This window comes from Achromobacter sp. NFACC18-2 (assembly GCF_900108985.1).
Classification (GTDB): domain Bacteria; phylum Pseudomonadota; class Gammaproteobacteria; order Burkholderiales; family Burkholderiaceae_B; genus Achromobacter.
Genome location: NZ_FNYM01000004.1, coordinates 124191 through 147749, shown reverse-complemented (window position 1 = coordinate 147749; position 23559 = coordinate 124191). Strand labels below are relative to the sequence as shown.

The 23559-nt window shown below is 67.6% G+C and carries 20 protein-coding genes; 17 read left to right on the top strand and 3 right to left on the bottom strand.

What is annotated here, in order from left to right; genetic code table 11:
* A complete protein-coding gene (locus BMW75_RS07715) occupies positions 1 to 1242 on the bottom strand; it encodes an efflux RND transporter periplasmic adaptor subunit (RefSeq protein ID WP_092578296.1) in 1242 nt (413 codons plus the stop codon).
* Positions 1243 to 1416: 174 nt separating this feature from the next.
* On the opposite strand from BMW75_RS07715, the gene BMW75_RS07710 reads away from it, so the two are divergent.
* Complete coding sequence (locus tag BMW75_RS07710; RefSeq protein WP_092578294.1) at positions 1417 to 2373, top strand: molecular chaperone DnaJ; 957 nt, start codon at positions 1417 to 1419, stop codon at positions 2371 to 2373.
* 12 nt (positions 2374 to 2385) lie between these two features.
* On the opposite strand, the gene BMW75_RS07705 is transcribed toward BMW75_RS07710, so the two are convergent.
* Positions 2386 to 3642 carry an NnrS family protein gene (locus BMW75_RS07705; protein WP_092578292.1) on the bottom strand — a complete coding sequence of 419 codons (1257 nt, stop codon included), beginning with the start codon at positions 3640 to 3642 and terminating at the stop codon, positions 2386 to 2388.
* Between the two features lie 241 nt (positions 3643 to 3883).
* Between BMW75_RS07705 and BMW75_RS07700 the strand changes: the two genes are divergently transcribed.
* From BMW75_RS07700 to BMW75_RS07625, 16 genes are all read left to right on the top strand, one after another.
* Complete coding sequence (locus BMW75_RS07700) at positions 3884 to 5143, top strand: MFS transporter (protein WP_076520633.1); 1260 nt, start codon at positions 3884 to 3886, stop codon at positions 5141 to 5143.
* 27 nt (positions 5144 to 5170) lie between these two features.
* A complete protein-coding gene (locus BMW75_RS07695) occupies positions 5171 to 6556 on the top strand; it encodes a NarK family nitrate/nitrite MFS transporter (protein ID WP_092578290.1) in 1386 nt (461 codons plus the stop codon).
* 180 nt (positions 6557 to 6736) lie between these two features.
* Positions 6737 to 10480: a nitrate reductase subunit alpha gene (locus BMW75_RS07690; RefSeq protein ID WP_092578288.1), complete on the top strand. Its 3744-nt coding sequence runs from the start codon at positions 6737 to 6739 to the stop codon at positions 10478 to 10480.
* Positions 10477 to 12042 carry a nitrate reductase subunit beta gene (narH, locus tag BMW75_RS07685; protein WP_092578286.1) on the top strand — a complete coding sequence of 522 codons (1566 nt, stop codon included), beginning with the start codon at positions 10477 to 10479 and terminating at the stop codon, positions 12040 to 12042. The genes BMW75_RS07690 and narH overlap by 4 nt, the downstream gene beginning before the upstream one ends.
* 15 nt (positions 12043 to 12057) lie before the next feature.
* On the top strand, positions 12058 to 12705 hold the full coding sequence (gene narJ / locus BMW75_RS07680; RefSeq protein ID WP_092578284.1) for a nitrate reductase molybdenum cofactor assembly chaperone: 648 nt from the start codon (positions 12058 to 12060) through the stop codon (positions 12703 to 12705).
* 18 nt (positions 12706 to 12723) lie between these two features.
* Positions 12724 to 13407, top strand: a complete 684-nt coding sequence (gene narI / locus BMW75_RS07675) for a respiratory nitrate reductase subunit gamma (RefSeq protein WP_092578282.1) — start codon at positions 12724 to 12726, stop codon at positions 13405 to 13407.
* A gap of 22 nt (positions 13408 to 13429) precedes the next feature.
* Positions 13430 to 14191, top strand: coding sequence for a peptidylprolyl isomerase (locus tag BMW75_RS07670; protein ID WP_092578280.1), 762 nt, complete (start codon positions 13430 to 13432; stop codon positions 14189 to 14191).
* Complete coding sequence (moaA, locus tag BMW75_RS07665; RefSeq protein ID WP_092578278.1) at positions 14188 to 15186, top strand: GTP 3',8-cyclase MoaA; 999 nt, start codon at positions 14188 to 14190, stop codon at positions 15184 to 15186. The genes BMW75_RS07670 and moaA overlap by 4 nt, the downstream gene beginning before the upstream one ends.
* A 1-nt stretch (position 15187) precedes the next feature.
* Entirely contained in the window at positions 15188 to 15853 is a 666-nt protein-coding gene (locus BMW75_RS07660) for a carbonic anhydrase (protein WP_092578276.1), read from the top strand.
* Positions 15850 to 16347, top strand: coding sequence for a molybdopterin-guanine dinucleotide biosynthesis protein B (mobB, locus tag BMW75_RS07655; RefSeq protein WP_092578274.1), 498 nt, complete (start codon positions 15850 to 15852; stop codon positions 16345 to 16347). Before BMW75_RS07660 ends, mobB begins: the two co-directional genes overlap by 4 nt.
* 78 nt (positions 16348 to 16425) lie before the next feature.
* Positions 16426 to 18363 carry a type IV pili methyl-accepting chemotaxis transducer N-terminal domain-containing protein gene (locus BMW75_RS07650; protein ID WP_092578272.1) on the top strand — a complete coding sequence of 646 codons (1938 nt, stop codon included), beginning with the start codon at positions 16426 to 16428 and terminating at the stop codon, positions 18361 to 18363.
* 14 nt (positions 18364 to 18377) lie between these two features.
* On the top strand, positions 18378 to 19040 hold the full coding sequence (locus tag BMW75_RS07645) for a response regulator (protein ID WP_076520644.1): 663 nt from the start codon (positions 18378 to 18380) through the stop codon (positions 19038 to 19040).
* Positions 19041 to 19142: 102 nt separating this feature from the next.
* On the top strand, positions 19143 to 20159 hold the full coding sequence (locus BMW75_RS07640) for a ubiquinone anaerobic biosynthesis protein UbiU (protein ID WP_092578271.1): 1017 nt from the start codon (positions 19143 to 19145) through the stop codon (positions 20157 to 20159).
* Positions 20156 to 21049 carry a U32 family peptidase gene (locus BMW75_RS07635; RefSeq protein ID WP_092578269.1) on the top strand — a complete coding sequence of 298 codons (894 nt, stop codon included), beginning with the start codon at positions 20156 to 20158 and terminating at the stop codon, positions 21047 to 21049. Before BMW75_RS07640 ends, BMW75_RS07635 begins: the two co-directional genes overlap by 4 nt.
* Positions 21046 to 21516, top strand: a complete 471-nt coding sequence (locus BMW75_RS07630) for a ubiquinone anaerobic biosynthesis accessory factor UbiT (RefSeq protein WP_092578267.1) — start codon at positions 21046 to 21048, stop codon at positions 21514 to 21516. The genes BMW75_RS07635 and BMW75_RS07630 overlap by 4 nt, the downstream gene beginning before the upstream one ends.
* Before the next feature lie 170 nt (positions 21517 to 21686).
* A complete protein-coding gene (locus BMW75_RS07625; protein WP_092578265.1) occupies positions 21687 to 22982 on the top strand; it encodes an O-acetylhomoserine aminocarboxypropyltransferase/cysteine synthase family protein in 1296 nt (431 codons plus the stop codon).
* Between the two features lie 41 nt (positions 22983 to 23023).
* Here the strand turns inward: BMW75_RS07625 and BMW75_RS07620 are convergent, their stop codons facing one another.
* On the bottom strand, positions 23024 to 23482 hold the full coding sequence (locus BMW75_RS07620) for a surface-adhesin E family protein (protein WP_092578263.1): 459 nt from the start codon (positions 23480 to 23482) through the stop codon (positions 23024 to 23026).
* Positions 23483 to 23559: the final 77 nt, after the last annotated feature.

Below are 23559 nucleotides of genomic sequence, written 5' to 3'. Positions count from 1 at the left end.
CTAGCCTTGCGGGTCGATGCGCCGGGCAGCTTGCGGGGCAATGTGCGGGGCGATTTGCGGGTCGATGTTCGGGTCGATGCGCTGGTCGACGACCTGCACGGCGCGGCCATCGTGCAGGCGGTCCACGCCTTCGACCACGACGCGCTCGTCCGGGGCCAGGCCCGCCAGCACGACGATGCGGCCGGCGTTGGCCGGGCCCAGTTCCAGCACCCGGCGCGTCGCCCGGGCATCGTCGCCGATGACGAACACGAATGCGCCCTCGGAACCGTACTGCACCGCGGCGCTCGGGATGGTCACCACGTTGTCCCGCTGCACCACCGCCAGCCGGATGTTCACGAACTGGTTGGGAAACAGCGATTCGTCGGCATTGTCGAAGCGGGCGCGCAGCCGCACCGTGCCGCTGGCGGCCTGGATGCGGTTGTCCAGCGCCTCGAGCGTGCCTTCGGCAAGGATTCGGCGGTCATCGGCGTCCCAGGCCTGCACGCGCAGCACCGGGTTGTCGGCCTGGGCTCGTCGCAGGATGTCCAGGCGGGTCTCCGAAATGCTGAACAGGGCCGAGATGGGCGCCATCTGCACCAGGGTGGTCAAGCCGTCGACGTCGGCCGCGCGCACCTGGTTGCCCGCGTCGACGCGCCGCAGCCCGACACGGCCGGCGTGCGGCGCGACGATGCGGGTCAGGTCCAGAAGGCGCCGGGCATCGGCGACCTGCGCCTGGTGCTTCTGGCGCTGCGCGGCATAGGCGCGCACCTGGGCTTCGGCGGCATCGAGCTGCTGGCCCGCCACGGCCTCCTGGCGCGCCAGCTTGCGGTAACGCCGCAGGTCCGCTTCGGCGTTGTCCAGCAGCGCCTGCGTCTGCGCCAGTTCGCCCTCGGCCGACGCCAGCGCGGCCAGGTACGGGCGCGGATCGATCTCCGCCAGCAACTGGCCCCGGGCCACGGCCTGGCCTTCTGTGTAGTGCAGCCGGATCAGTTCGCCGTCGACCTGGCTGCGCACGGTCACCTGCGCCAGCGGGGTGATGGTGCCCAGCGCGTGCAGGTCGCGCTGCAGCGGGCCGATGCGCGCGGCGTCGACGCTGACCGCGACGGGCAGTTTTCCGTAGTTGGGCAACGGCGGAGCAGCAGAGCCCTTGTCGCCCGCGAGCCAGGCCGCCGCTCCGATCAGCAGGGCCAGCAACAGGGCGGCGGCGATCAGGATCAGGCGGGGGCGTGTCGGGGAGGGGCCCGCAAGGGAGCGCAGGGACATCAAGGCTGCCAGGCAAGGGGGTAGCGGACAGGCGAGATTCTATATTAATAATAATGATTAGCGTTATTAAGGCCGACGATCAAGCAGGGTTTGCGCGTATCGCGCCGGCCTTGGGCGCCGGTATCGTTTAGAGTGGCGGCTGTTTTCAATACCGAGTTTGCAAGGAGTGGGTCCATGGGCGAAAAATCCCTCGAAAGTCCGCGTGAGTTATGCGAGCGCCTGCAGGAAAGGCTGGCGGCCGAGCGCGCCCGGCTGGCGCAGTGGCAGCAGGTTGAATCGGAATACCAGCGCAAGTACACGCAGGCGCTGCGTCCGCTGGAAGAAAAGCTCAACCAACTGCGCTACAAGCTGGTGCTGTGCTTTGATCACGCGAACAAGGAAATGGGCCTGTCCAAGTCCGAACGCCAGTTCGTGTCCGAACTGGTCACGGAATTCGCGGAAGAACTGCTGGTGCTGTCGGCCAAGACCGAGCTGCCCGCCGGCTGCGACACGGCGCGGCTCAGGACGCTCTACAAGAAGCACAGCGGCGCCGACTACGATGCGCATCTGGCCGGACTGGTGGAAAGCGCGCGCGACGAGCTGGCCGACGCGCTGGACCTGGACGACGCCGACCTGGACACGCTGTCGCCCATGCAGTTGCTTGAGGTCATCCAGGATCAATACGACGACGAGGACGCGGAAGAATTGCTGGAGTACGCCCGCGCCGTGAAGCTGCCGTCCGTGTCGAACGCCGCGGCCTGGCAGGCGTTGCAGCAGGCCGAACAGGACCGGCTGGCCCAGGCCGCGCAGGACCCCGCGTTGCAGGCCGTCGTGCAACCTGCCAGCGACATTCCCGACAGCGGGCTGCAGGAGGCCAACACGGTGCTCGCCGCCCAGCTCGATGAGGTCCTCAGCCAGGTCGAGTTCGCCGAGGAAGGCTTCAAGCTGCGCTATGAACTGGACCCGTTCGCGTCCTTCGACCCGGACACGGTGATGGAAGAGCTGGATGCCGACATCAAGGATGTCCAGGAATACATCCAGGAGCTGGAGCACGAGGTCATGCAGTTCTCGGACGAGTCGCTGCTCAAGGCCTGGGTGAAGGCGATGCGGCGCGAAGTCGCCGCGATGGAGCGCCGCGAAGGGCGGCGTTGATGGGTCCTGCCGTCAATCGGCGCCCTTGGGCCGCGACACCGGCATCACCCGCATGACCGGGGCCGCCGGCCTGGCCGCGGCATCCGCGCGCGGCCGGATCATCATCGGGAAGAACCGCCAAAGGTACAGGCCCAGCGCCAGCGCCCAGGCGGTGGCCGACGCATGCAGCAGGCCCAGCGTGGCGGCCGTGGGCAGCAAGGCCGCCAGCCGCAGCAGGGCCGCCAGGATCATCAGCGCGTAGCTCACGACCATGCTGCGGTCCGTCTGCAGCGGGCGGCCCAGGTGGCCCAGCGCGGTGCGCGTCACCATACCCAGGATCAGCACCGAGAATCCCGCCACGCCGATGACGTGGGCCGGCCACGCCTGCCGCACGACATAGCCGCCCAGTTGCGCGGCGCCCACCAGCAAGCCGATGCCCAGGCCGAGGTAGCCGGCATAGAGGATCCACAGCAACGGCACGCGGCGCACGGCCCACGGCTTCCATGACACCCACTGGACCAGCGCGACCGCGCCGCTTGCCGCCAGCGCCAGCGCGGCGGCCTGCTGTGCGCCCGCCAACAGGCAGGCGATGGCGACGATGCCGGCGCCCAATTGCCAATGGCCGCTGCGAGTGTGGGGGGGAATGTCCAGCCCGGCGACGGCGCGCTTGGCGAAAAAGGGCATGACGCGGCGCGCGATCAGCAGGGTCAGCACCGCCATGGACAGTAGCCCGGCGTTGAAATAGCGCATCAGCGTCAGGTAGTCGCCCTGGACCGTGGCCCAGAGATACAGCGCGTTGGTCGCGCCCAGCGCCAGCAGCAGGAAGGGCACGCCGTAGTTGCGCTGATTGCGCGTGACGGCGACCGCGCGTCCCAGCGCGCCGGCCGCCCACGCGAAGAACAGCACATCGGCCGCCGCGGCGACCAGGAAGGCGGGCCGGCCGGGCACGAGGTAGCCCACGCGCGCCACGATCCACAGTGCGCACAGAACGGCCAGCGGATTGCCGCGCAGCGGGTTCCTGCCGGTCCAGTTGGCCCCCGCCGTCAGCAGAAAGCCCACGGCAATCGTCGCCACAAAGCCCCACAGCATTTCGTGCGCGTGCCAGAACATGCCGTTCAGCACGCCCGTCAGGCGCGCGGGCGCATGCACCCACAGCAGCACGGAAATCAGCGCCCAGCAACACCCGGCCAGGTAGAGCGGGCGAAACCCCATCTCGGTGAAAGCGGCCCAGGAGGGCGGCGGGCGGCGCGCGGGCCGTGCGGGTTCTTCGATCGAGAGCAGCGTCGTCATGGTCTGGCCCTTGCGCCATGCCGGCGCGGGGTTGCGGTTTTGAACGTGTATTTGAAATACATATTAACTCCGCCGGCCGGCCGCCGTGTCGGCTGGAATTGATCCAGCGCAAGCCTGGCCGGATCGCCCGCATGACTAGGCACATCGGAAATGCCCCTTTGGCCGGCTGGGGAATGGTGAGCCGAAGGCGGCCTCCTTAGGCTAGCCACATAGGAATTCGTCAGCAAAAGCGAGACTAACCATGGCAGCACATCAATCCTCGGCCGGCGCGCCGATGCGGGTCCTGATATCCAGTACGTTTGCCTTCACCATCTGCTTTGCGGTGTGGATGATCTTCGCCGTGCTGGGCATTCCCATCAAGAATCAGCTCGGCCTGTCCGAAACGCAATTCGGCCTGTTGGCCGCCATGCCGGTCCTGACCGGCTCTCTCGTCCGGGTGCCGCTGGGCATCTGGACCGACCGCTACGGCGGCCGTCCCGTGTTCTTTGTGCTGATGCTGCTGGCGGTGGCGCCGATCTGGCTGCTGTCCTACGCCACCGAGTACTGGCACTTCCTGGTGCTGGCGCTCTTTGTCGGCCTGACCGGCGGTTCGTTCTCGGTGGGCACGCCCTACGTGGCCCGCTGGTTTCCGCGCAACAAGCAGGGCCTGGCGATGGGCGTCTTCGGCGCCGGCAACTCCGGCTCGGCCATCACCAAGTTCGTGGCGCCCGCGCTGATCGCCTCCGCCGGCGGCGCCTGGGTCATCGTGCCCCAGGTGTACGCCGTGGCGCTGCTGGTCACCGCGATCCTCTTCTGGCTGTTTTCGTCGTCCGATCCCTCGCACCGCGTCGCGGGCGGCGCGTCGCTGTCGGCCCAGTTCGCCATGCTCAAGGACCCGCGCGTCTGGCGCTACTGCCAGTACTACTCGGTGGTGTTCGGCGGCTACGTGGCGCTGGCGCTCTGGATGACCAAGTACTACATCGGCGAGTACGGCTTCGACATGAAGCTGGCCGCGCTGCTGGCCGCGTGTTTCTCGCTGCCCGGCGGCGTGCTGCGCGCCTTGGGCGGCTGGATCTCCGACCGCTACGGCGCCTACAAGACCACGTGGTGGGTGATGTGGGTGTGCTGGGTCGCGTTCTTCATCCTGAGCTACCCGCAAACCGAATTCACCATCCTGACCGCCGGCGGCCCGCGCTCGTTCGGTATCGCCCTGGGCCCCGTCACGTTCACCATCCTGCTGTTCATCGTGGGCATCGCCATGGCCATCGGCAAGGCCTCGGTCTTCAAGTTCATCTCCGATGAGTTCAGCGGCAACATCGGCGCCGTGTCCGGCATCGTCGGCCTGGCCGGCGGCCTGGGCGGCTTCGTGCTCCCCATCATGTTCGGCGTGCTGCTGGACCTGACGGGCATTCGCTCCAGCGCGTTCATGCTGCTGTACGGCACCGTCTGCGTTTCGCTCGTCTTCATGCATTTCAGTTTCCGGCCCGAAAGCGCGGCCATCGCCCGGCAGCAAGCCGCCTGACCCACCCCCACCCCCTGAGAGAATCCCATGTCCACTCATGTTCTTGCGCGTTGGGAGCCGGATAATCCCGGTTTCTGGAAACAGACCGGCGCGCGCGTCGCCAACCGCAATCTGTGGATCTCGATCCCGGCGCTGATGCTGGCGTTCAGCATCTGGATGCTGTGGAGCGTGGTCGTGGTCAATCTGGACCGCGCCGGCTTCATGCTGTCCAAGAACCAGCTCTTCTGGCTGACGGCGCTGCCCGCGTTGTCGGGCGCCACGCTGCGCATCTTCTATTCGTTCCTCGTGCCCGTCTTCGGCGGCCGCAAGTGGACGGCCATCTCGACCGCCTCGCTGCTGATCCCGGCGCTGGGCATGGGCTTTGCCCTGCGCGACCCGACCACCTCGTTCCCGACGCTGCTGATCCTGGCGCTCTTGTGCGGCCTGGGCGGCGGCAACTTCAGTTCCAGCATGGCCAACATCAGCTTCTTCTTTCCCAAGGAAAAGAAGGGCCTGGCCACCGGCCTGAACGCGGGGATCGGCAACCTGGGCGTGTCGCTGGTGCAGTTCGTGGTGCCGGTCGTGATTTCGGTGGGCGTCTTCGGCGTGGCCGGCGGCGAGCCCCAGGTCATCACGGCCAACGGCGCGCAGCAGAACCTGTGGCTGCAGAACGCCGGCTTCATCTGGGTGCTGCCCATCGCGCTGGCGTCGATCGCGGCGTGGTTCGGCATGAACGACATCGCCGACGCGCGCGCCTCTTTCGCCGACCAGGCCGTGATCTTCAAGCGCAAGCACAACTGGCTGATGTGCTGGCTGTACGTGGGCACCTTCGGGTCCTTCATCGGCTTCTCGGCGGGTTTCGCCATGCTGACCAAGACCCTGTTCCCGACGGTGAACCCGATGGCCTATGCGTTCCTGGGCCCGCTGGTGGGGTCCCTGACGCGCCCCGTGGGCGGCTGGATCTCGGACAAGCTGGGCGGCGCGCGGGTCACGCTGTTCACCTTCGCCGGGATGATCGCCGCGGTGGCCGGCGTGATGATGTTCCTGCCGGCCGCCGGCCGCGCGGGCGACTTCAATGGCTTCCTGTCGATGTTCATCGTGCTGTTCGCGCTGACCGGCGTGGGCAATGGCTCGACGTTCCGCATGATCCCCGTGATCTTCCTGCGTGAGCGCACGCAGGCCGCCCAGGGCAAGGGGCCGGCCGCGCAAAAGCAGGCCACGGCGGACGCCGCCAAGGAATCGGCGGCGGTGCTGGGCTTCTCGGGCGCCATCGGGGCGTACGGGGGCTTCTTCATTCCGCGCAGCTTCGGCACGTCGCTGGAGATGACGGGCAGCGTGCAGACCGCGCTGTACTGCTTCATCGCCTTCTACGCCACCTGCATGGTCATCACCTGGTGGTACTACGCGCGCCGCAACGCGCCCGTGCCGTGCTGACGGCCGGATGGGGACCGGGACCGGGACCGGCTAGTCCGGCCCGCCCGGGTGTCTAGTCACTCTGCCGACCCCTGGTTGTGCCACCGGCGAATGGTCCGGCGCACGCCCCAGCCCTAAAGTGGTTTCAACAGCATCGATCGCAGTACGCGCCGGGAAGCCCGGCGTTCTTGGAGAAACACAATGAGTCATTTTCTGGACCGGTTGAAGTTCATGTCGCGGGTGAAGTCCACCTTCGCGGACGGTCATGGCGAAACGGTCAACGAAGACCGCAAGTGGGAGAACGCCTATCGCGCCCGCTGGCAGCACGACAAGGTGGTGCGCTCCACGCACGGCGTGAACTGCACCGGCTCCTGCTCCTGGAAGGTGTATGTCAAGAACGGCCTGATCACCTGGGAAACGCAGCAGACGGATTACCCGCGCACGCGGCCCGACCTGCCCAACCACGAGCCGCGCGGCTGTCCCCGCGGCGCGTCGTACAGCTGGTACGTGTACTCGGCGCAGCGCGTGAAATACCCCATGATCCGCGGCCGCCTGATCGAAATGTGGCGCGAAGCCCGCAAGACCATGGACCCGATCGCGGCCTGGGAATGGATCAGCCAGGACCCCAAGCGCGCCAAGCGCTACAAGTCGGTGCGCGGCCTGGGCGGCTTCGTGCGTGCTGACTGGGACACCGCCACGGAAATCATCGCCGCGGCCAACGCGCTCACCATCAAGAAGTACGGCCCGGACCGCGTGATCGGCTTTTCGCCCATCCCCGCCATGTCCATGGTCAGCTACGCCGCCGGCGCCCGCTACCTGAGCCTCTTGGGCGGAGCCTGCCTCAGCTTCTACGACTGGTATTGCGACCTTCCCCCCGCCAGCCCGCAGATCTGGGGCGAGCAAACCGACGTGCCGGAATCGGCCGACTGGTACAACTCGACCTACCTGATGGTCTGGGGCTCGAACGTCCCGCAGACCCGCACGCCGGACGCGCACTTCTACACGGAAGTCCGCTACAAGGGCACCAAGACCGTGGCCGTGTCCAGCGACTTCGGTGAAATGGTCAAGTTCGGCGACATCTGGCTGGCGCCCAAGCAGGGCACCGACGCCGCGCTGGCCATGGCCATGGGCCACGTGATCCTCAAGGAATTCCACCTGTCGGGCAAGTCGGCCTACTTCACGGACTACGTGCGCCGCTACACCGACATGCCGATGCTGGTGCAGCTCAAGCAGCGTGACGGCTTCTACGCCCCTGACCACTTCCTGCGCGCCTCGCAACTGGACAACGCGCTGGGCGAACAGAACAACCCCGACTGGAAGACGCTGGTGCTGGACGAAACCACCGGCGATCTGGTGGCGCCCAACGGCAGCATCGGTTTCCGCTGGGGCGAGGGCGCTGTCAACGACGGCGAAAAGGTCGGCCGCTGGAACCTCGAATCCAAGGACGGCGGCTCGGGCCGCGACATCGTCCCGACGCTGACCCTGGTGGGCCAGTCCGACGCCGTGGTCGGCGTGGGCTTCCCATACTTCGGCAGCGAACACGACGAGCTGCTGGTGCGCAACGTGCCCGCCCGCCGCATCCGCCTGGCCGATGGCAGCGAGGCCCTGGTCGCCACGGTGTATGACTTGCAGATGGCCAACTACGGCCTGGACCGCGGCCTGGGCGGCGGCAACGTCGCGTCCTCGTACGACGATGACGTGCCCTACACCCCGGCCTGGCAGGAAAAGCACACCAGCGTGCCGCGCGCGCAGGTCATCCAGGTGGCGCGCGAGTTCGCGCAGAACGCGCACGACACCGAAGGCAAGTCCATGGTCATCGTCGGCGCCGGCCTGAACCATTGGTACCACATGGACATGATTTACCGCGGCATCATCAACATGCTGATGATGTGCGGTTGCGTGGGCAAGAGCGGCGGCGGCTGGGCGCATTACGTGGGCCAGGAAAAGCTGCGCCCGCAGTTCGGCTGGGCGCCCCTGGCCTTTGCCGCGGACTGGGTCCGCCCGCCGCGCCAGATGAATGGGACATCCTTCTTCTATGCGCACACCAGCCAGTGGCGCCATGAAAAGCTGAACGTGCAGGAAGTGCTCGGCCCCACCGCCGACCGCGCCAAGTACGGCGACCTCAGCATGATCGACCTGAACGCGCGCGCCGAGCGCATGGGCTGGCTGCCGTCGGCCCCGCAACTGCGCACCAATCCGCTGGACGTGGTGGCGCAGGCCGACAGCCTGGGCAAGGACCCCGTCGCGCACGCCGTCGAGCTGATGAAGTCCGGCGAACTGCGCATGTCCTGCGAAAACCCGGACGACCCGGCCAACTTCCCGCGCAACATGTTCGTGTGGCGCTCCAACATCCTGGGCTCCAGCGGCAAGGGCCACGAGTACTTCCTGAAGTACCTGCTGGGCACGCAGAACGCGGTGTTCGGCGACGAAGCCGCCGCCATCAAGCCGACCGAAGTCACCTACGAGGAAGACGCCGCCGAAGGCAAGCTGGACCTGCTGACGGTGCTGGATTTCCGCATGAGCACCACCTGCCTGTACGGCGACATCGTGTTGCCCACGGCCACCTGGTACGAAAAGGACGACCTCAACACGTCCGACATGCACCCGTTCATCCACCCCTTGAGCGAAGCCGTGCAGCCGCTCTGGGAAAGCAAGACTGACTGGGAGATCTACAAGCTGCTGGCCAAGAAGTTCAGCGACATCGGCGGCCCGTACCTGGGCAAGCGCCGCGACCTGGTGCTGACCCCGCTGATGCACGACACCCCGGGAGAACTGGGCCAGGCCTTCGAGCCCAAGGACTGGAAGCTGGGCGAATGCGACCTGATCCCCGGCAAGACCGCGCCGTCCATGACGGTGGTCGAACGCGACTACAACGACATCTACCGCAAGTTCACGTCGGTGGGGCCGTTGCTGGACAAGCTGGGCAATGGCGGCAAGGGCATCAACTGGAACACCCAGCACGAAGTCCACGAACTGGCCGGCATCAATGAAAGCGTCACCGAAGCCGGCGTCAGCCAGGGCCGTCCGCGCCTGGACACGGCCATCGACGCGGCCGAAATGATCCTGACCTTCGCGCCCGAGACCAACGGCCACGTGTCGGTCAAGGCCTGGGAGGCGCTGGGCAAGATCACCGGACGCGACCACACGCACCTGGCCGTCGGCCGCGAGCACGACAAGATCCGCTTTCGCGACATCCAGGCGCAGCCGCGCAAGATCATCTCGGCGCCCACCTGGTCCGGCCTGGAAAGCGAAGAGGTCAGCTACAACGCCGGCTATACCAACGTGCATGAACTGATCCCATGGCGCACCCTGACCGGCCGCCAGCAGTTCTACCAGGATCACCGCTGGATGCTGGACTTTGGCGAGGGCTCGTGCGTGTACAAGCCGGCCATCGACACCAAGACGGTCGCGCCCATGCTGGGCAAGTACCCGAACGGCGAAAAGGAACTGGTCCTGAACTGGATCACGCCGCACCAGAAGTGGGGCATCCACAGCACGTACTCGGACAACCTGCGCATGCTGACGCTGTCGCGCGGCGGCCCCCACGTGTGGGTGTCCGAGGCCGAGGCCAAGCAGGCCGGGCTGGTCGACAACGACTGGGTGGAAGTGTTCAACGTGAACGGCACGCTGACCGCCCGCGTGGTCGTGAGCCAGCGCGTGCCGGTCGGCATGTGCCTGATGTACCACGCGCAGGAAAAGATCGTGAACGTGCCGGGCGCCGAAACCAGCGGCAAGCGCGGCGGGATCCACAACTCGGTCACGCGCACTGTGCTCAAGCCCACGCACATGATCGGCGGCTACGCCCAGCAGGCCTACGGCTTCAACTACTACGGCACCGTGGGCGCCAACCGCGACGAATTCGTGGTCGTGCGCAAGATGAACAAGGTGGACTGGCTGGAAGGCCCGCTCGTCGAAGAACTGCAACAAGAAGAGAAGCAATCATGAGGATACGCGCCCAAATCGGCATGGTGCTGAACCTGGACAAGTGCATCGGCTGCCACACTTGCTCGGTCACCTGCAAGAACGTCTGGACCAGCCGCGACGGTGTCGAATACGCCTGGTTCAACAACGTTGAAACCAAGCCCGGCATCGGCTATCCGAAGGAATGGGAGAACCAGAAAAAGTGGAAGGGCGGCTGGACCCGCACCGCCGCCGGCAAGCTGGAGCCGCGCCAGGGCGGCAAGCTGCGCATCCTGGCCAACCTCTTCGCCAACCCGAACCTGCCCGCCATCGACGACTACTACGAGCCGTTCACCTACGACTACGAGCATCTGCAGAACGCGCCGCTGTCGCAGACGCCGCCCACCGCGCGCCCGGTGTCGGTGCTGACGGGCAAGAAGATGGACAAGATCCAGTGGGGCCCGAACTGGGAAGACGACCTGGGCGGCGAATTCAGCGCGCGCAGCCGCGATGCGCTGTTTGAAGGCGTGCAGAAGGAGATGTACTCGACCTTCGAGAACACCTTCATGATGTATCTGCCGCGCCTGTGCGAGCACTGCCTGAACCCGGCCTGTGTCGCGAGCTGCCCGTCCGGTTCCATCTACAAGCGCGAAGACGACGGCATCGTTTTGGTCGACCAGGACAAGTGCCGCGGCTGGCGCATGTGTATCTCGGGCTGCCCGTACAAGAAGATCTACTACAACTGGAGCAGCGGCAAGGCCGAGAAGTGCACGTTCTGCTATCCGCGCATCGAGGCCGGCCAGCCGACCGTGTGCTCCGAAACCTGCGTGGGCCGCATCCGCTACCTGGGCGTGCTGCTGTACGACGCCGACCAGATCGAAAACGCCGCGTCCACCGCCAGCGAGCAGGACCTGTACGAAGAACAGCTCGGTCTCTTCCTGGATCCGCATTCGCCCGAGGTGATCGCCGCCGCGCGCGAGCAGGGCATCCCGGAATCGTGGCTGGATGCCGCCCGCAACTCGCCGGTCTACAAGATGGCCGTGCAGTGGAAGGTCGCCTTCCCGCTGCATCCGGAATACCGCACGCTGCCGATGGTCTGGTACATCCCGCCGCTGTCGCCCATCCAGACGGCCGCCGAGGCCGGCAAGATGCCGCAGCGCACCGTGGGCAAGAGCGGCATGATCCCCGACGTGTCGTCCTTGCGCATCCCCGTGCGCTACCTGGCCAACCTGCTGACCGCCGGCAAGGAAGCGCCGGTGCTGCAGGCCCTGGAACGCATGCTGGCCATGCGCGCCTACAAGCGGTCCGAAACCGTCCACGGCGAACGCGACACGGCCCTTTTGGACCAGGTGGGCCTGTCCGAGGAAACCGTGCAGGACATGTACCGCATCATGGCCATCGCCAACTACGAGGACCGCTTCGTCGTGCCCAGCAGCCACAAGGAAGTGGTCGAGGACAGCTTCAACGAAAAGGGCAGCTGCGGCTTCACATTCGGCAACGGCTGCTCGGGCGGCGTCTCGGAAGGCAGCCTGTTCGGCCGCAAGCCGCAAGGCAGCGAAATCTTCATCGAGATGCCCAAGTCCCGCAAGAAGGCCGTGTCGGCCTGAGGAAAGGAGAAAACCATGAGCCTGTACCGTCTGCTTTCCGCCATGCTGTGCTACCCCGAGCCCGAACTGCTGGACCACCTGGGCGAACTGGAAGCGGCCATCGCGACCTATCCGGACGCCGAGGAAACCCTGCAGCCGCTGGTGGGCTACCTGGCCGCCAACGACCTGATCCCGCTGCAGGAAAACTACGTCGCCACCTTCGACCGCAACCGCTCGCATTCGCTGCACCTGTTCGAACACGTGCACGGCGAAAGCCGCGATCGCGGCCAGGCCATGGTCGACCTGCTGGACACCTACCGCGAGCATGGCTTTGAGCCGATGGTGTCCGAACTGCCGGACCACGTGCCGCTGTTCCTGGAATTCCTGGGGGTCATCGACCCCGACAAGGCGCAGGAACTGCTGGACGAAGCCATCCACGTGCTCGCGGCCATCGGCGCCCGCCTGGCCAAGGGCGACAGCCCCTACGCCTGCATCTTCGCGGTGCTGCGGGCCCAGTCCCGCGTGATCCCGCGCGTGCAGACCGAGGCGCCGGTGCGCGACATGGACGAGGCGATGGAGATCTTCGGCGCCGGCGCGGACGGCGTGGAGCCGCTGCTGCGGCCGTTCTCGGGCGACGGGGCGCAGACCGTGCGCTTCTATCCCCGTTCGCCCGCGACCCATTAACGCTCAGGACGACGCATCATGAATTCCCTGAATCAGTTTCTCTTCGGCATCTATCCCTACATCGCGCTGACGGTCTTCCTGCTGGGCAGCCTGGCGCGCTTCGAGCGCGAGCAGTACACCTGGAAGTCCGACAGCTCGCAGCTGCTGCACCGGGGCCAGCTGCGCCTGGGCAACATCCTGTTCCACATCGGCATCCTGGGCCTGTTCTTCGGGCATCTGGTCGGGCTGCTGACGCCGGTCATCGTGTGGGACACGCTGGGCGTGTCGCATTCCCTGAAGCAGATGGTCGCGATGGTGGCCGGCGGCGTAATGGGCGGGCTGTGCCTGATCGGCCTCTTGATCCTGATCCACCGCCGCCTGACGGACCCGCGCATCGCCCGCGCCACCCGTCCGGGCGACAAGCTCCTGCTGCTGTGGATACTGGTCACGCTGCTGCTCGGGCTGTCCACCATCGTGCTGTCGGCCGGCCACATGGACGGCGAGATGATGGTGCACCTGATGACCTGGGCGCAGCACATCGTCACCTTCCAGGGCGACGCCGCCAGCTATGTCGCCGGCGTGCCGCTGCTGTTCAAGGCGCACCTCTTCATGGGCCTGACGCTCTTTGTGATCTTCCCGTTCACCCGCCTGGTGCACGTATGGAGCGGCTTCGCGTCGGTCGGCTATCTGGGCCGCGCCTGGCAGCTGGTCCGCCCGCGCTGATCCCTCGTCCAAGGAGCCGACCATGCCTGTCATCGTCAATGGCGTCGAACTGAACGACGCGGATCTGGAACGTGAACTGCCCCTGCACGCCGAAGCCGGCAATCCCATGCGCGAGGCCGTCACGGCCCTGGTGCTGCGGCGCGTGCTGCTGGACGAGGCCGGCCGCCAGGGCCTGGACGTCTCGGACGAGGAAAGCGCCATCGGCGCCTTGCTCGCCAGCCAGGCGCCCGCGCCCGAGGCGGACGAGGCGGCCTGCCGCCGCTTCTACCAGATGCACCCCGAGCGTTTCATGGTGGGCGAGCTGGTCGAGGCGGACCACATCCTGTTCCAGGTCACGCCCGACGTGAACCTGGACATGCTGAAAGCGCATGCCAACGTGGTGCTGGCCGACCTGCTGGCGGACCCGTCGCGCTTTGCCGAGGTCGCGCGCGCGCAGTCCAACTGCCCGTCCGCGGCCGTGGGCGGTAACCTGGGACAGCTCGGGCGCGGCGACACCGTGCCGGAATTCGAGCGCGCGGTGTTCGCGCTGCCCTCGGGCGGACTGCTGCCGCAATTGCTGCAGACGCGGCATGGCCTGCACATCGTGCGCGTCACGCGGCGTGTCGAAGGGCGGCTGCTGCCTTACGAGCAGGTCGCCCGGCAGATCGCCACGGCGCTCACCGCCATGAGCCGCGATACCGCCTGGCGGCAGTACACCAAGCTGCTGGTGGGGCGGGCCAAGATCTCGGGCATCGACCTGGACGACGGCGAACCCGAGCGGGTCTTCGCCGGGAGCGCCGCATGATGGACGAGCCTGCGCCTGCCACCCTGACCGACGGCTTCGGCCGCCGCATCGACTATCTGCGCGTGTCGGTCACGGACCGCTGCGACCTGCGCTGCAGCTACTGCCTGCCCAAGGATTTCAAGGGCTTCGAAACGCCGGCCAACTGGATGTCCCACGACGAAATGGCCCGGCTGGTCGGGCTGTTCGTCGGCCTGGGCGTCGCCAAGGTCCGGCTGACCGGCGGCGAGCCGCTGCTGCGCAAGGGCGTGGCCGGGCTGGCCGCCACCATCGCCGCCATGCCCGGCCTGCGCGACCTGTCCGTGTCCACCAACGCCACGCAACTGGCCCGCCATGCGCAGTCGCTGCGCGCGGCGGGGGTGGACCGGCTGAACATCAGCCTGGACACGCTGGACGCCGCGGCCTTCGCGCAGATCACCGGGCGCGACTGCCTGGCGTCCGTGCTGGCCGGACTGGCGGCGGCGCGGCAGGCGGGCTTTGCCCCGATCAAGCTCAACAGCGTGGTGCACGCCGCCACGCCCGAATCCGACGTGCGGCGCCTGCTGGCGTACGCGATGGAACAGGGCTTCGTGCTGCGCCTCATCGAGCCCATGCCCATGGGCGAATGCGGACGGGGCCACACGCACACCGACCTGAACGCGATGGGCGCACGGCTGGCGGCGGACGCCGGCCTGGTGCCGTCGCTGGCGCAGTCGCGCAACGGTCCGGCGCGGTACTGGACGGGCGGGCAGGGCGCGCCGGTGCTGGGCGTCATTACGCCGATGTCGCGCCATTTCTGCGCCACCTGCAACCGCGTCCGGCTGGGCGTGGACGGCACCCTGTACCTTTGCCTGGGGCAGGAAGACCAGATCCCGTTGGGACGACTGCTGCGCGCGGGCGCCAGCGACGGCGACCTCATCCAGGCCATCGTGGCGGGCATCGCCGCCAAGCCGGAGCGCCACGAATTCAACGCCCGTCCCGAACGCATCGTGCGTTTCATGGCGCAGACGGGAGGCTGACATGCAAGACCTCGAACGGCTGGTCGGCGGCTTCCAGCGTTTCCAGCAGCAGTATTACGAAGACGCGCCATCGCTGTACCGCAACCTGCGCGACGGCCAGCATCCCAGCACGCTCCTGATCGGCTGCTGCGATTCCCGGGTGGACCCGGCCATGCTGCTGGGGTGCGACCCCGGCGACATCTTCACCGTGCGCAACGTGGCCAACCTGGTGCCGCCGTCCAGCAAGGACCGCGGCCTGCAGGGCGTGCTGGCGGCCATTCAGTTCGCGGTCGAGCAACTGCAGGTCAGCCGCATCATCGTGCTGGGGCATGCGCAGTGCGGCGGCATCCGCGCGCTGATGGAGCGGGGCATCCGCCGCGATGGCGAAACCGATTATCTCGGGCGCTGGATGGACATCGCCGAACCGGCGCGGGAACAGGTGCTGCGGCAGATGCCGCACGCCTCCCAGGCAGAGCGCCGCCGCGCCTGCGAGCAGGCTTCCATTCTGATCTCCCTGCGCAACCTCGAAGACCTGCCCTTTGTCCGGCGGGCCGTGGACGGCGGCAGCCTGACGCTGCACGGCTGGTATTTCGACCTGGTGGCCGGCGCTTTGCTGGCATACTCCCCGCGTGCGGACACGTTTCTGCCCATCGTTTGCCCTCTGCTGACGGAACCTGCCCTCCCATGACCCCTGTATTCGGCATCGCCGGCCGCTCCGGCAGCGGCAAGACCACCCTGATCGAAGCCATGCTGCCGTTGCTGGGCGCGCGCGGCCTGCGCGTGAACGTCATCAAGCACAGCCATCACGATTTCCAGATGGAGCCGCCCGGCAAGGACAGCGCGCGCTTTCGCACGGCGGGCGCGCAAGAGGTCATGATCGCCTCGCCGTACCGCTACGCCATCGTGCATGAGCTGCGCGACGCGCCCGAACCCACGCTGGACGCGCAACTGGCGCGCCTGTCGCCCGCCGACCTGGTGCTGGTCGAAGGCTTCAAGCAGGCGGCCATTCCGCGCATCGAGGTCTACCGGCCCGCGCTGGGCAAGCCGCCGCTGCATACCGAGGACCCCGGATTTCTCGCGGTCGTGACCGACGCGCCGCAAGGCATCGCCTTGCCCTGCCTGCCGCTGAACGAACCCGCCCGGGTCGCGGACTTTCTCTGCCGCGCCCTTGGGCTGGGATGATCGCGCGAACATGGTGTCTGAATGCTTGCGGGAAGGGACTACACTGATGCCCGAATCGCGCTCTTCGCACCGACCACCATGACGCCCGCCGATACCGCCGCCCGTTCCGACGCGCTTCCGTCGCCCCGGCACCGCCTTTCCACGCGCATCGTGGCCAGTTCGCTGCTGGCGCTGGTGGTGGTGCTTGCCATGGTGAGCTGGACGCTTTGGCTGTCGTGGCAGTTGGAAGGCGCGGGCGCGGCCATCAACGACACCGGCAGCCTGCGCATGCGCGCGAACCGCGTGGCGGTGGAACTGATGCGCCCGCAAGCCGGCCGCGACGTGCGGACCGCCGAACAGATCGCCGTGCTGGACGAGACCATCGCGCGCCTGGCGCGCGGCAACCCCGCGCGTCCGCTCTTCATCCCCAACGACCCCGCCATCCGCGCCCAGTGGCAGGACGTGGCGGCCTACTGGCGCGACATCATGAAGCCGGCGGCGCTGCGGGCCATCGCCCAGCCGGACGCCTCGGCGTACCTGGAGACGCTGCCCGAGTTCGTGGCCCGGGCCGACACGCTGGTGCGCATGATCGAACAGGACAACGCCGGCAAGACCACGTCGCTGCGCCTGTCGCAGGGCGTGCTGGCCGCGATCGCCAGCGCCGGGACGCTGGCGATGATCTACCTGCTTTACCTGTGGATCATCTCTCCCGTGCTGCGCCTGCGCGACGGCCTGCAGCGCATGGCCGACCGCGAGTTCAGCACGCGGCTGCCGGTGGAAAGCCAGGACGAGTTCGGGGTGCTGGCGCGCGGCTACAACCGCATGGCCGACGAACTGCAGGACCTGTACACCAGCCTGGAGCAGCGGGTGGAGCAGAAGACCGCGCAGTTGGCGGCGCAGAACCGCGACATCGGCGCGCTGTACGACATGGCGGCGTTCCTGAACCAGCCCAATGAGATCGAAGCCATGTGCGACGGCTTCCTGCGCCGCGTCATGCTGCAATTCGACGCGGACGCCGGCAGCATCCGCGCGCTGGACCCCAACAATGAAAAGCTCAACCTGGTGGTGTCGGTCGGCCTGTCCGACGAACTGGTGCAGGCCGAGCACTGCATGAAAGTGGACGACTGCTACTGCGGCGTGGCGACGCGCCAGGCGGGGGTCATCGTCATCCAGGACTTCCGCCAGTCGCCGCAGGAGCTGGACCTGAACTGCCAGCGCGAGGGCTTCTCCAGCGTGGCCGTGTTCCGCATCGTGACCCGCGACGAGGTATTGGGCTCGTATTCGCTGCATTTCCGCCAGCAGCGCCGCCTGATGGCGTCGGAATCGCAACTGCTGGAAACGCTGGGCCAGCACCTTGGCGTGGCGCTGGACAACCGGCGCCTGAGCGCGCAGGCCCGCCAGCTTGCCGTCGTGCAAGAGCGCGGGCTGGTGGCGCAGGGCCTGCACGACAGCCTGGCCCAGGGGCTGAATTTCCTGAACCTGCAACTGCAGATGCTGGACGCCGCCATCAAGCGCGGCGACGACGAAGAGGTCAGCGAGATCCTGCCGCTCCTGCGCACCGGCGTGGACGAAAGCTACCAGGACGTGCGCGAACTGCTGACCAATTTCCGCAGCAAGCTGTCGCAGGGCGATCTGCAGGCCGCCATCGAGGACACCGTCGCCCGCTTCCGGCGCCAGACCGCCATCGAGACCGAGCTCACCTTCAGCCAGGGCGAGGGCGCGCCGCTGCAGCCCGAGCAGCAGCTCCAGGTGCTGTTCATCCTGCAGGAGGCCCTGTCCAACGTACGCAAGCATTCCGAAGCCAGCCGCGTGCGCATTTCTGTCGAGAACGGCCGCGATTTCACCCTGCAGATCGCCGACGACGGGCAGGGCTACGACCCGGCCGACGTCGCCGAACGCGGCGAATCCCACGTGGGCATGCACATCATGCGCGAGCGCGCCGCGCGCATGCGCGCCGTGATAAAACTCGAATCGCAGCCCGGCGCCGGCACGCGCGTGGCGCTCACCCTGCCTGGCGCTGAACGCCAGGCTGCCTGACCTTCCTGTCCATCATGACCATCCGCATCCTGCTCATCGACGACCACACCCTGTTCCGTTCCGGGGTCCGCCTGCTGTTGCAGCGCCAGCCCGACTTCGAAGTCGTGGCCGAGGCGGGGGACGGGGTGGAGGGCCTGAAGCGCGCCCAGGAGCTCAAGCCCGACGTGGTGCTGCTGGACCTGAACCTGCCCGGGCTGTCGGGGCTGGAAACGCTGCAGCTCCTGACGCAGGACCTGCCCGGGTGCGCAGTCATCATCCTGACGGTCTCCGAAGAGGCCGACGAACTCGGCCAGGCGCTGCGCGACGGCGCCCGCGGCTACCTCGTCAAGAACATCGACGCCGACGCGCTGGTGTCGGCGATCCGCCGCGCCGCCAACGGCGAAGCCGTGATCGCCGACAGCATGACCGCCAAGCTGGTCGAGCAGTTCCGCGGCCAGGCCAGCCAGACGCCGCCGCCGCCCGGGTCCGCCGAACGCCACCGCCTCACCGCGCGCGAGACGCAGATCGTGCAATGGCTGGCGCGCGGCGCCAGCAACAAGGTCATCGCGCGCGAACTGGACGTCAGCGAAAGCACGGTCAAGATCCATGTGCAGAACGTGCTGAAAAAGCTCAATCTGACCAGCCGCGTGCAGGTGGCCGTGTATGCGGTGGAGCGCGGCCTGTATACGGAAGAATAGGCGCCCGCGATTGCGAGCACTTCGGTGTCAGACACCCGAAGGCGCCGCGCCGTTTGATTTTCGACAAGGCCCGGCGCACGGGCGGCCCATAGACTGGCCGTCATGCAAACTCGAACCACTCCCATGGAGCTCGTGGCCCCGGCGGGCAGCCTGGCCGCGCTGAAGGCAGCGATAGAGGCGGGCGCCGACACCGTCTATCTCGGGCTCAAGAACGCCACCAATGCCCGCAATTTCGCCGGGCTCAATTTCACCGAAGCAGACATCCGCGCAGGCGTCGAACTCGCCCATCGCCGCAACCGGCAGGTGCTGTTCGCCATCAACACCTTCGTGCAGGCGGGCCGCATGGCCGAATGGCGGGCGGCGGTGGATGCCGCGCACGACCTGGGCGCCGACGCCGTCATCATGGCCGATCCGGGCCTGCTCGCCTACGCCAGCGACCGCTATCCCGACCTGCGCCTGCATCTGTCCGTGCAGGGCTCGGCCACGCACGCCGACGCCATTGAACTCATGAAGGAACAGTTCGGCATCCGCCGCGTGGTGCTGCCGCGCGTGCTGACGCTGGCGGAGGTGGCACGCATCTGCGCCAACGTCAGCGTCGAGGTCGAAGTCTTCGGCTTCGGCAGCCTGTGCGTCATGGCCGAAGGCCGCTGCCTGCTGTCCTCGTACGCCACGGGCGATTCCCCCAACAACAAGGGCGTCTGTTCGCCCGCGCACGCGGTGCGCTGGGTGGAAGAGGACGGCCGCATGGATGCGCGGCTCTCCGGCATTCTCATCGACCGCTACGAACCCGGCGAACCCGCCGCCTATCCCACGCTGTGCAAGGGGCGGTTCGACGTGGACGGGCACGCCGACCACGCGCTGGAAGAGCCCACCAGCCTGAACGCCATCGGCCTGTTGCCGCGCCTGGCCGAGATGGGCGTGTCCGCCATCAAGATCGAAGGCCGCCAGCGCAGCCCGGCCTACGTCACGCAGGTGGTGTCCACCTTGCGCGCCGCGCTGGACAGCGTGCACGCGAACGCCGCGCGCTACTCGCCGCGCCCCGAATGGAACGCCATGCTGGCGCGCCATGCCGAGGGTTCCCAAGTCACTCAAGGCGCATTCGAAAGGCCGTGGAAATGAACCTGCTCCCATTCCAGATTTCAGTCGGTCCCTTGCTCTACTACTGGCCGCGCCAGCGCACCATGGACTTCTACGCCGCCGTGGCCGACAGCCCAGCCGACATCGTGTACGTGGGCGAAACCGTCTGCAGCCGGCGCCACGAACTGCGCGCCGACGATTGGCTGGGGCTTGCCCGGGACCTGCGCGCCGAGGGCAAGACCGTCGTGCTGTCGGGCCGCACCCTGATCGAAACCGGGGCCGAGGCCAGCGCCCTCAAGAAGCTGTGCGAGCAGCCGGACTTCATGGTGGAAGCCGGCGAACTGGGCGCGGTGCGCCATCTGAGCGGGCGCGATTTCGTGGCGGGGCCGCACCTGAACGCCTATCACGGCGGCACGCTGGCCTGGCTGGCCAACCGCGGCGCGGTGCGCTTTGTCGCGCCGCTCGAAATGGACGGCCCCACGCTGGCCCGCTTGCTGCAGGAGCGGCCGGCGGGCATGCAGGCCGAAGTCATGGTCTGGGGCAGGATGGCGCTGGCGTTCTCGGCGCGGTGCTTCACGGCGCGCCACTTCCGGCTCAAGAAGGACGATTGCGGGTTTCGCTGCATCGAGCATCCCGACGGGCTGGACATGCGCACGCGCGAATCGCGCGAATTCCTGGGCATCAACGGCATCCAGGTGCAGTCGGCAGCCTGCCTGGATCTGCTGGCCGAAGCCGCGGAGCTGGCGGGGATGGGCATCGAGGTGCTGCGCGTCAGCCCCCAATCGGCCGGGACGCTGGAAGCGATTGCCGCGCTGGACGCGACGCGCCGCGGCGGCAAGCCGGACGCCGTGTCGCCGCCGGCCGGCATTGGCCGCTGCAACGGCTATTACTACGGGCAGGCCGGGATCGCGCTGCAGGAGGTTGCCGTATGAGCGCCGCGCTGAATCTGCCGCCGCTGCTGGCCAAGCTGGGCCGGCGCGTGCCGGGGCCCTTCGTCTCGCTGCATTTCGCCGCCGGGCTGGAACTGGCGCGCCGCCTCAAGTGGCTGGAGCCGCCCGCCGAACTGGACGGGCGCAGCTTTGCCATCACGGTCGAAGACCTGGGCCTGCGCAGCCGCTTCATCGTGCGGGACGGGGCTTTCCGGCCGCTCTGGAGCCGCGGCGCGGCCGAGGCGGCCGCCGACCTGGAACTGGGCGCGAAGCTGGCCGACTTTTTGGCGCTGATGCGCGCGCAGACCGACGCCGACACCTTGTTCTTCCAGCGCCGCCTGCGCATCGCGGGCGATACGGAGCTGGGCCTGATCGTGAAGAACTGGCTGGACGCGGCGCCCCGGCCCGCGTGGTTGCAGCGCATGACCGGCGGGGCGGGCGGCGGGGTGGGGGGTGGGGTTGGCGGGTAATGGTCCGGGATCGCCGGCTAGTGCCGCGGCGCGCATCGTGGGGTATGGTTACGTGCGCCCGTCCAACGGGCCCAATGACAACCAGGCAGACATCGAAGGCATCCTGCGCGCCGCGCGCGCGTTTGCCGCCTGATCTGAACCCTTGAAAAACGCAATACCCGGAGAGACTCATGACTGAAGCGAAGAAGCCCAACTGGCGCCTGGAAACCGTGGCCGTCCACGGCGGCTACCGCCCCGATCCGACCACGCGCGCGGTGGCGGTGCCGATCTACCAGACAGTGGCCTACGCGTTCGACGACACGCAGCACGGCGCGGACCTCTTCGACCTGAAGGTCGCGGGCAACATCTACACCCGCATCATGAATCCCACCACCGACGTGCTGGAGCAGCGCGTGGCGGCCCTGGAAGGCGGGATCGCCGCGCTGGCGCTGGCGTCGGGCCAGTCGGCCGTCACTTACGCCATCATGACCATCGCCGAGGCCGGCGACAACATCATTTCGTCCAGCACGCTGTACGGCGGCACCTACAACCTGTTCGCCCACACGCTGCCGCAGTACGGCATCACCACGCGCTTTGCCGACCCCTCGGACCTGGCCGCGTTCGAGGCGCAGATCGACGACCGCACCAAGGCCATCTTCGCGGAATCGGTCGGCAATCCGCTGGGCAACATCACCGACATCGCCGCGCTGGCCGAGCTGGCGCATCGTCACGGCCTGCCGCTCATCGTCGACAACACCGTGCCCTCGCCGTACCTGCTGCGCCCCATCGAACACGGCGCCGACATCGTGGTGCAGTCCCTGACCAAGTACCTGGGCGGCCACGGCACCAGCCTGGGCGGCGCCATCATCGACTCGGGCAAGTTCCCGTGGGCCGAGCGCAAGGCGCGGTTCAAGCGGCTGAACGAGCCCGACGTCAGCTATCACGGCGTGGTCTACACCGAAGCCTTCGGCCCGGCCGCCTACATCGGCCGCGCCCGGGTGGTGCCGCTGCGCAATACCGGCGCGGCCATTTCGCCGTTCAATTCGTTCCAGATCCTGCAGGGCATCGAGACCCTCGCCCTGCGCGTGGACCGCATTGTCGAAAACGCGGTCAAGATCGCCGGGTACCTGAAAGAGCATCCGAAGGTGGAATGGGTGAACTACGCGGGCCTGCCGGACCATCCGGACCACGCGCTCGCCCGCAAGTACCTGGGCGGCAAGGTCCCCGGCCTGTTCACCTTCGGGGTGAAGGGCGGCCGCGAGGCCGGCGCGCGCTTCCAGGATGCGCTGCAGCTCTTCACGCGCCTGGTCAACATTGGCGATTCCAAGTCCCTGGCGACGCATCCGGCGTCCACCACGCACCGCCAGCTCAACCCCGAAGAACTGCAAAAGGCCGGCGTGCGCGAGGAAACCGTGCGTCTGTCCATCGGCATCGAGCATATCGACGACCTGATCGCCGACCTGGAACAGGCGCTGGAACAGGTGTGATCGCCGCGCCGGCGGCCGGCAAGGCGCCCGCTACTCGCCCGCTATTTGCGGGCGCTTTTGCCATTTTCCGTGCAGATAAGGTCGCGCAGGCGCCGCTGGACCGGGTCGCGCGTGACCGGCGCGTTGCGGATGCCCGCCACCGGTATCGATTCCACGATCGCGCCGGTGGCGTCATTGCCAGCGTGGTGCAGGACCTGGGTGACCGTGTAGGTGTTGGCGGCGCAGTTCAGCGTGACCGGCTGGGTGACTGAGCCGTAAGGCTGGCCGTTGGCTTCGGAGATCCGCGGCTGGGCGTAGAACCAGGCCACGGTCACGGCCATCACGGTCGGGTTGTCGGACACGGCCCGGATCGAGTGGGTGTCGTAGAACACCCCCGGCATTGCCTGCGGGTCCACCGGGACCCAGTTGGGATCGTTGGCGGCGGCGTGCGCGCCGGGGCTGCCGTGAGCGGCGACAAACAGGGCCAGGGCGAGGAGGGCGGCGGGAGGCCTTGCGGTCATGGGACGGTTTCCGTGGCGTCGGGGCAGGGGCGCGCGTCCGGCAAGACGTGAGCATGCGTTACGCCAGTATAGAGAAC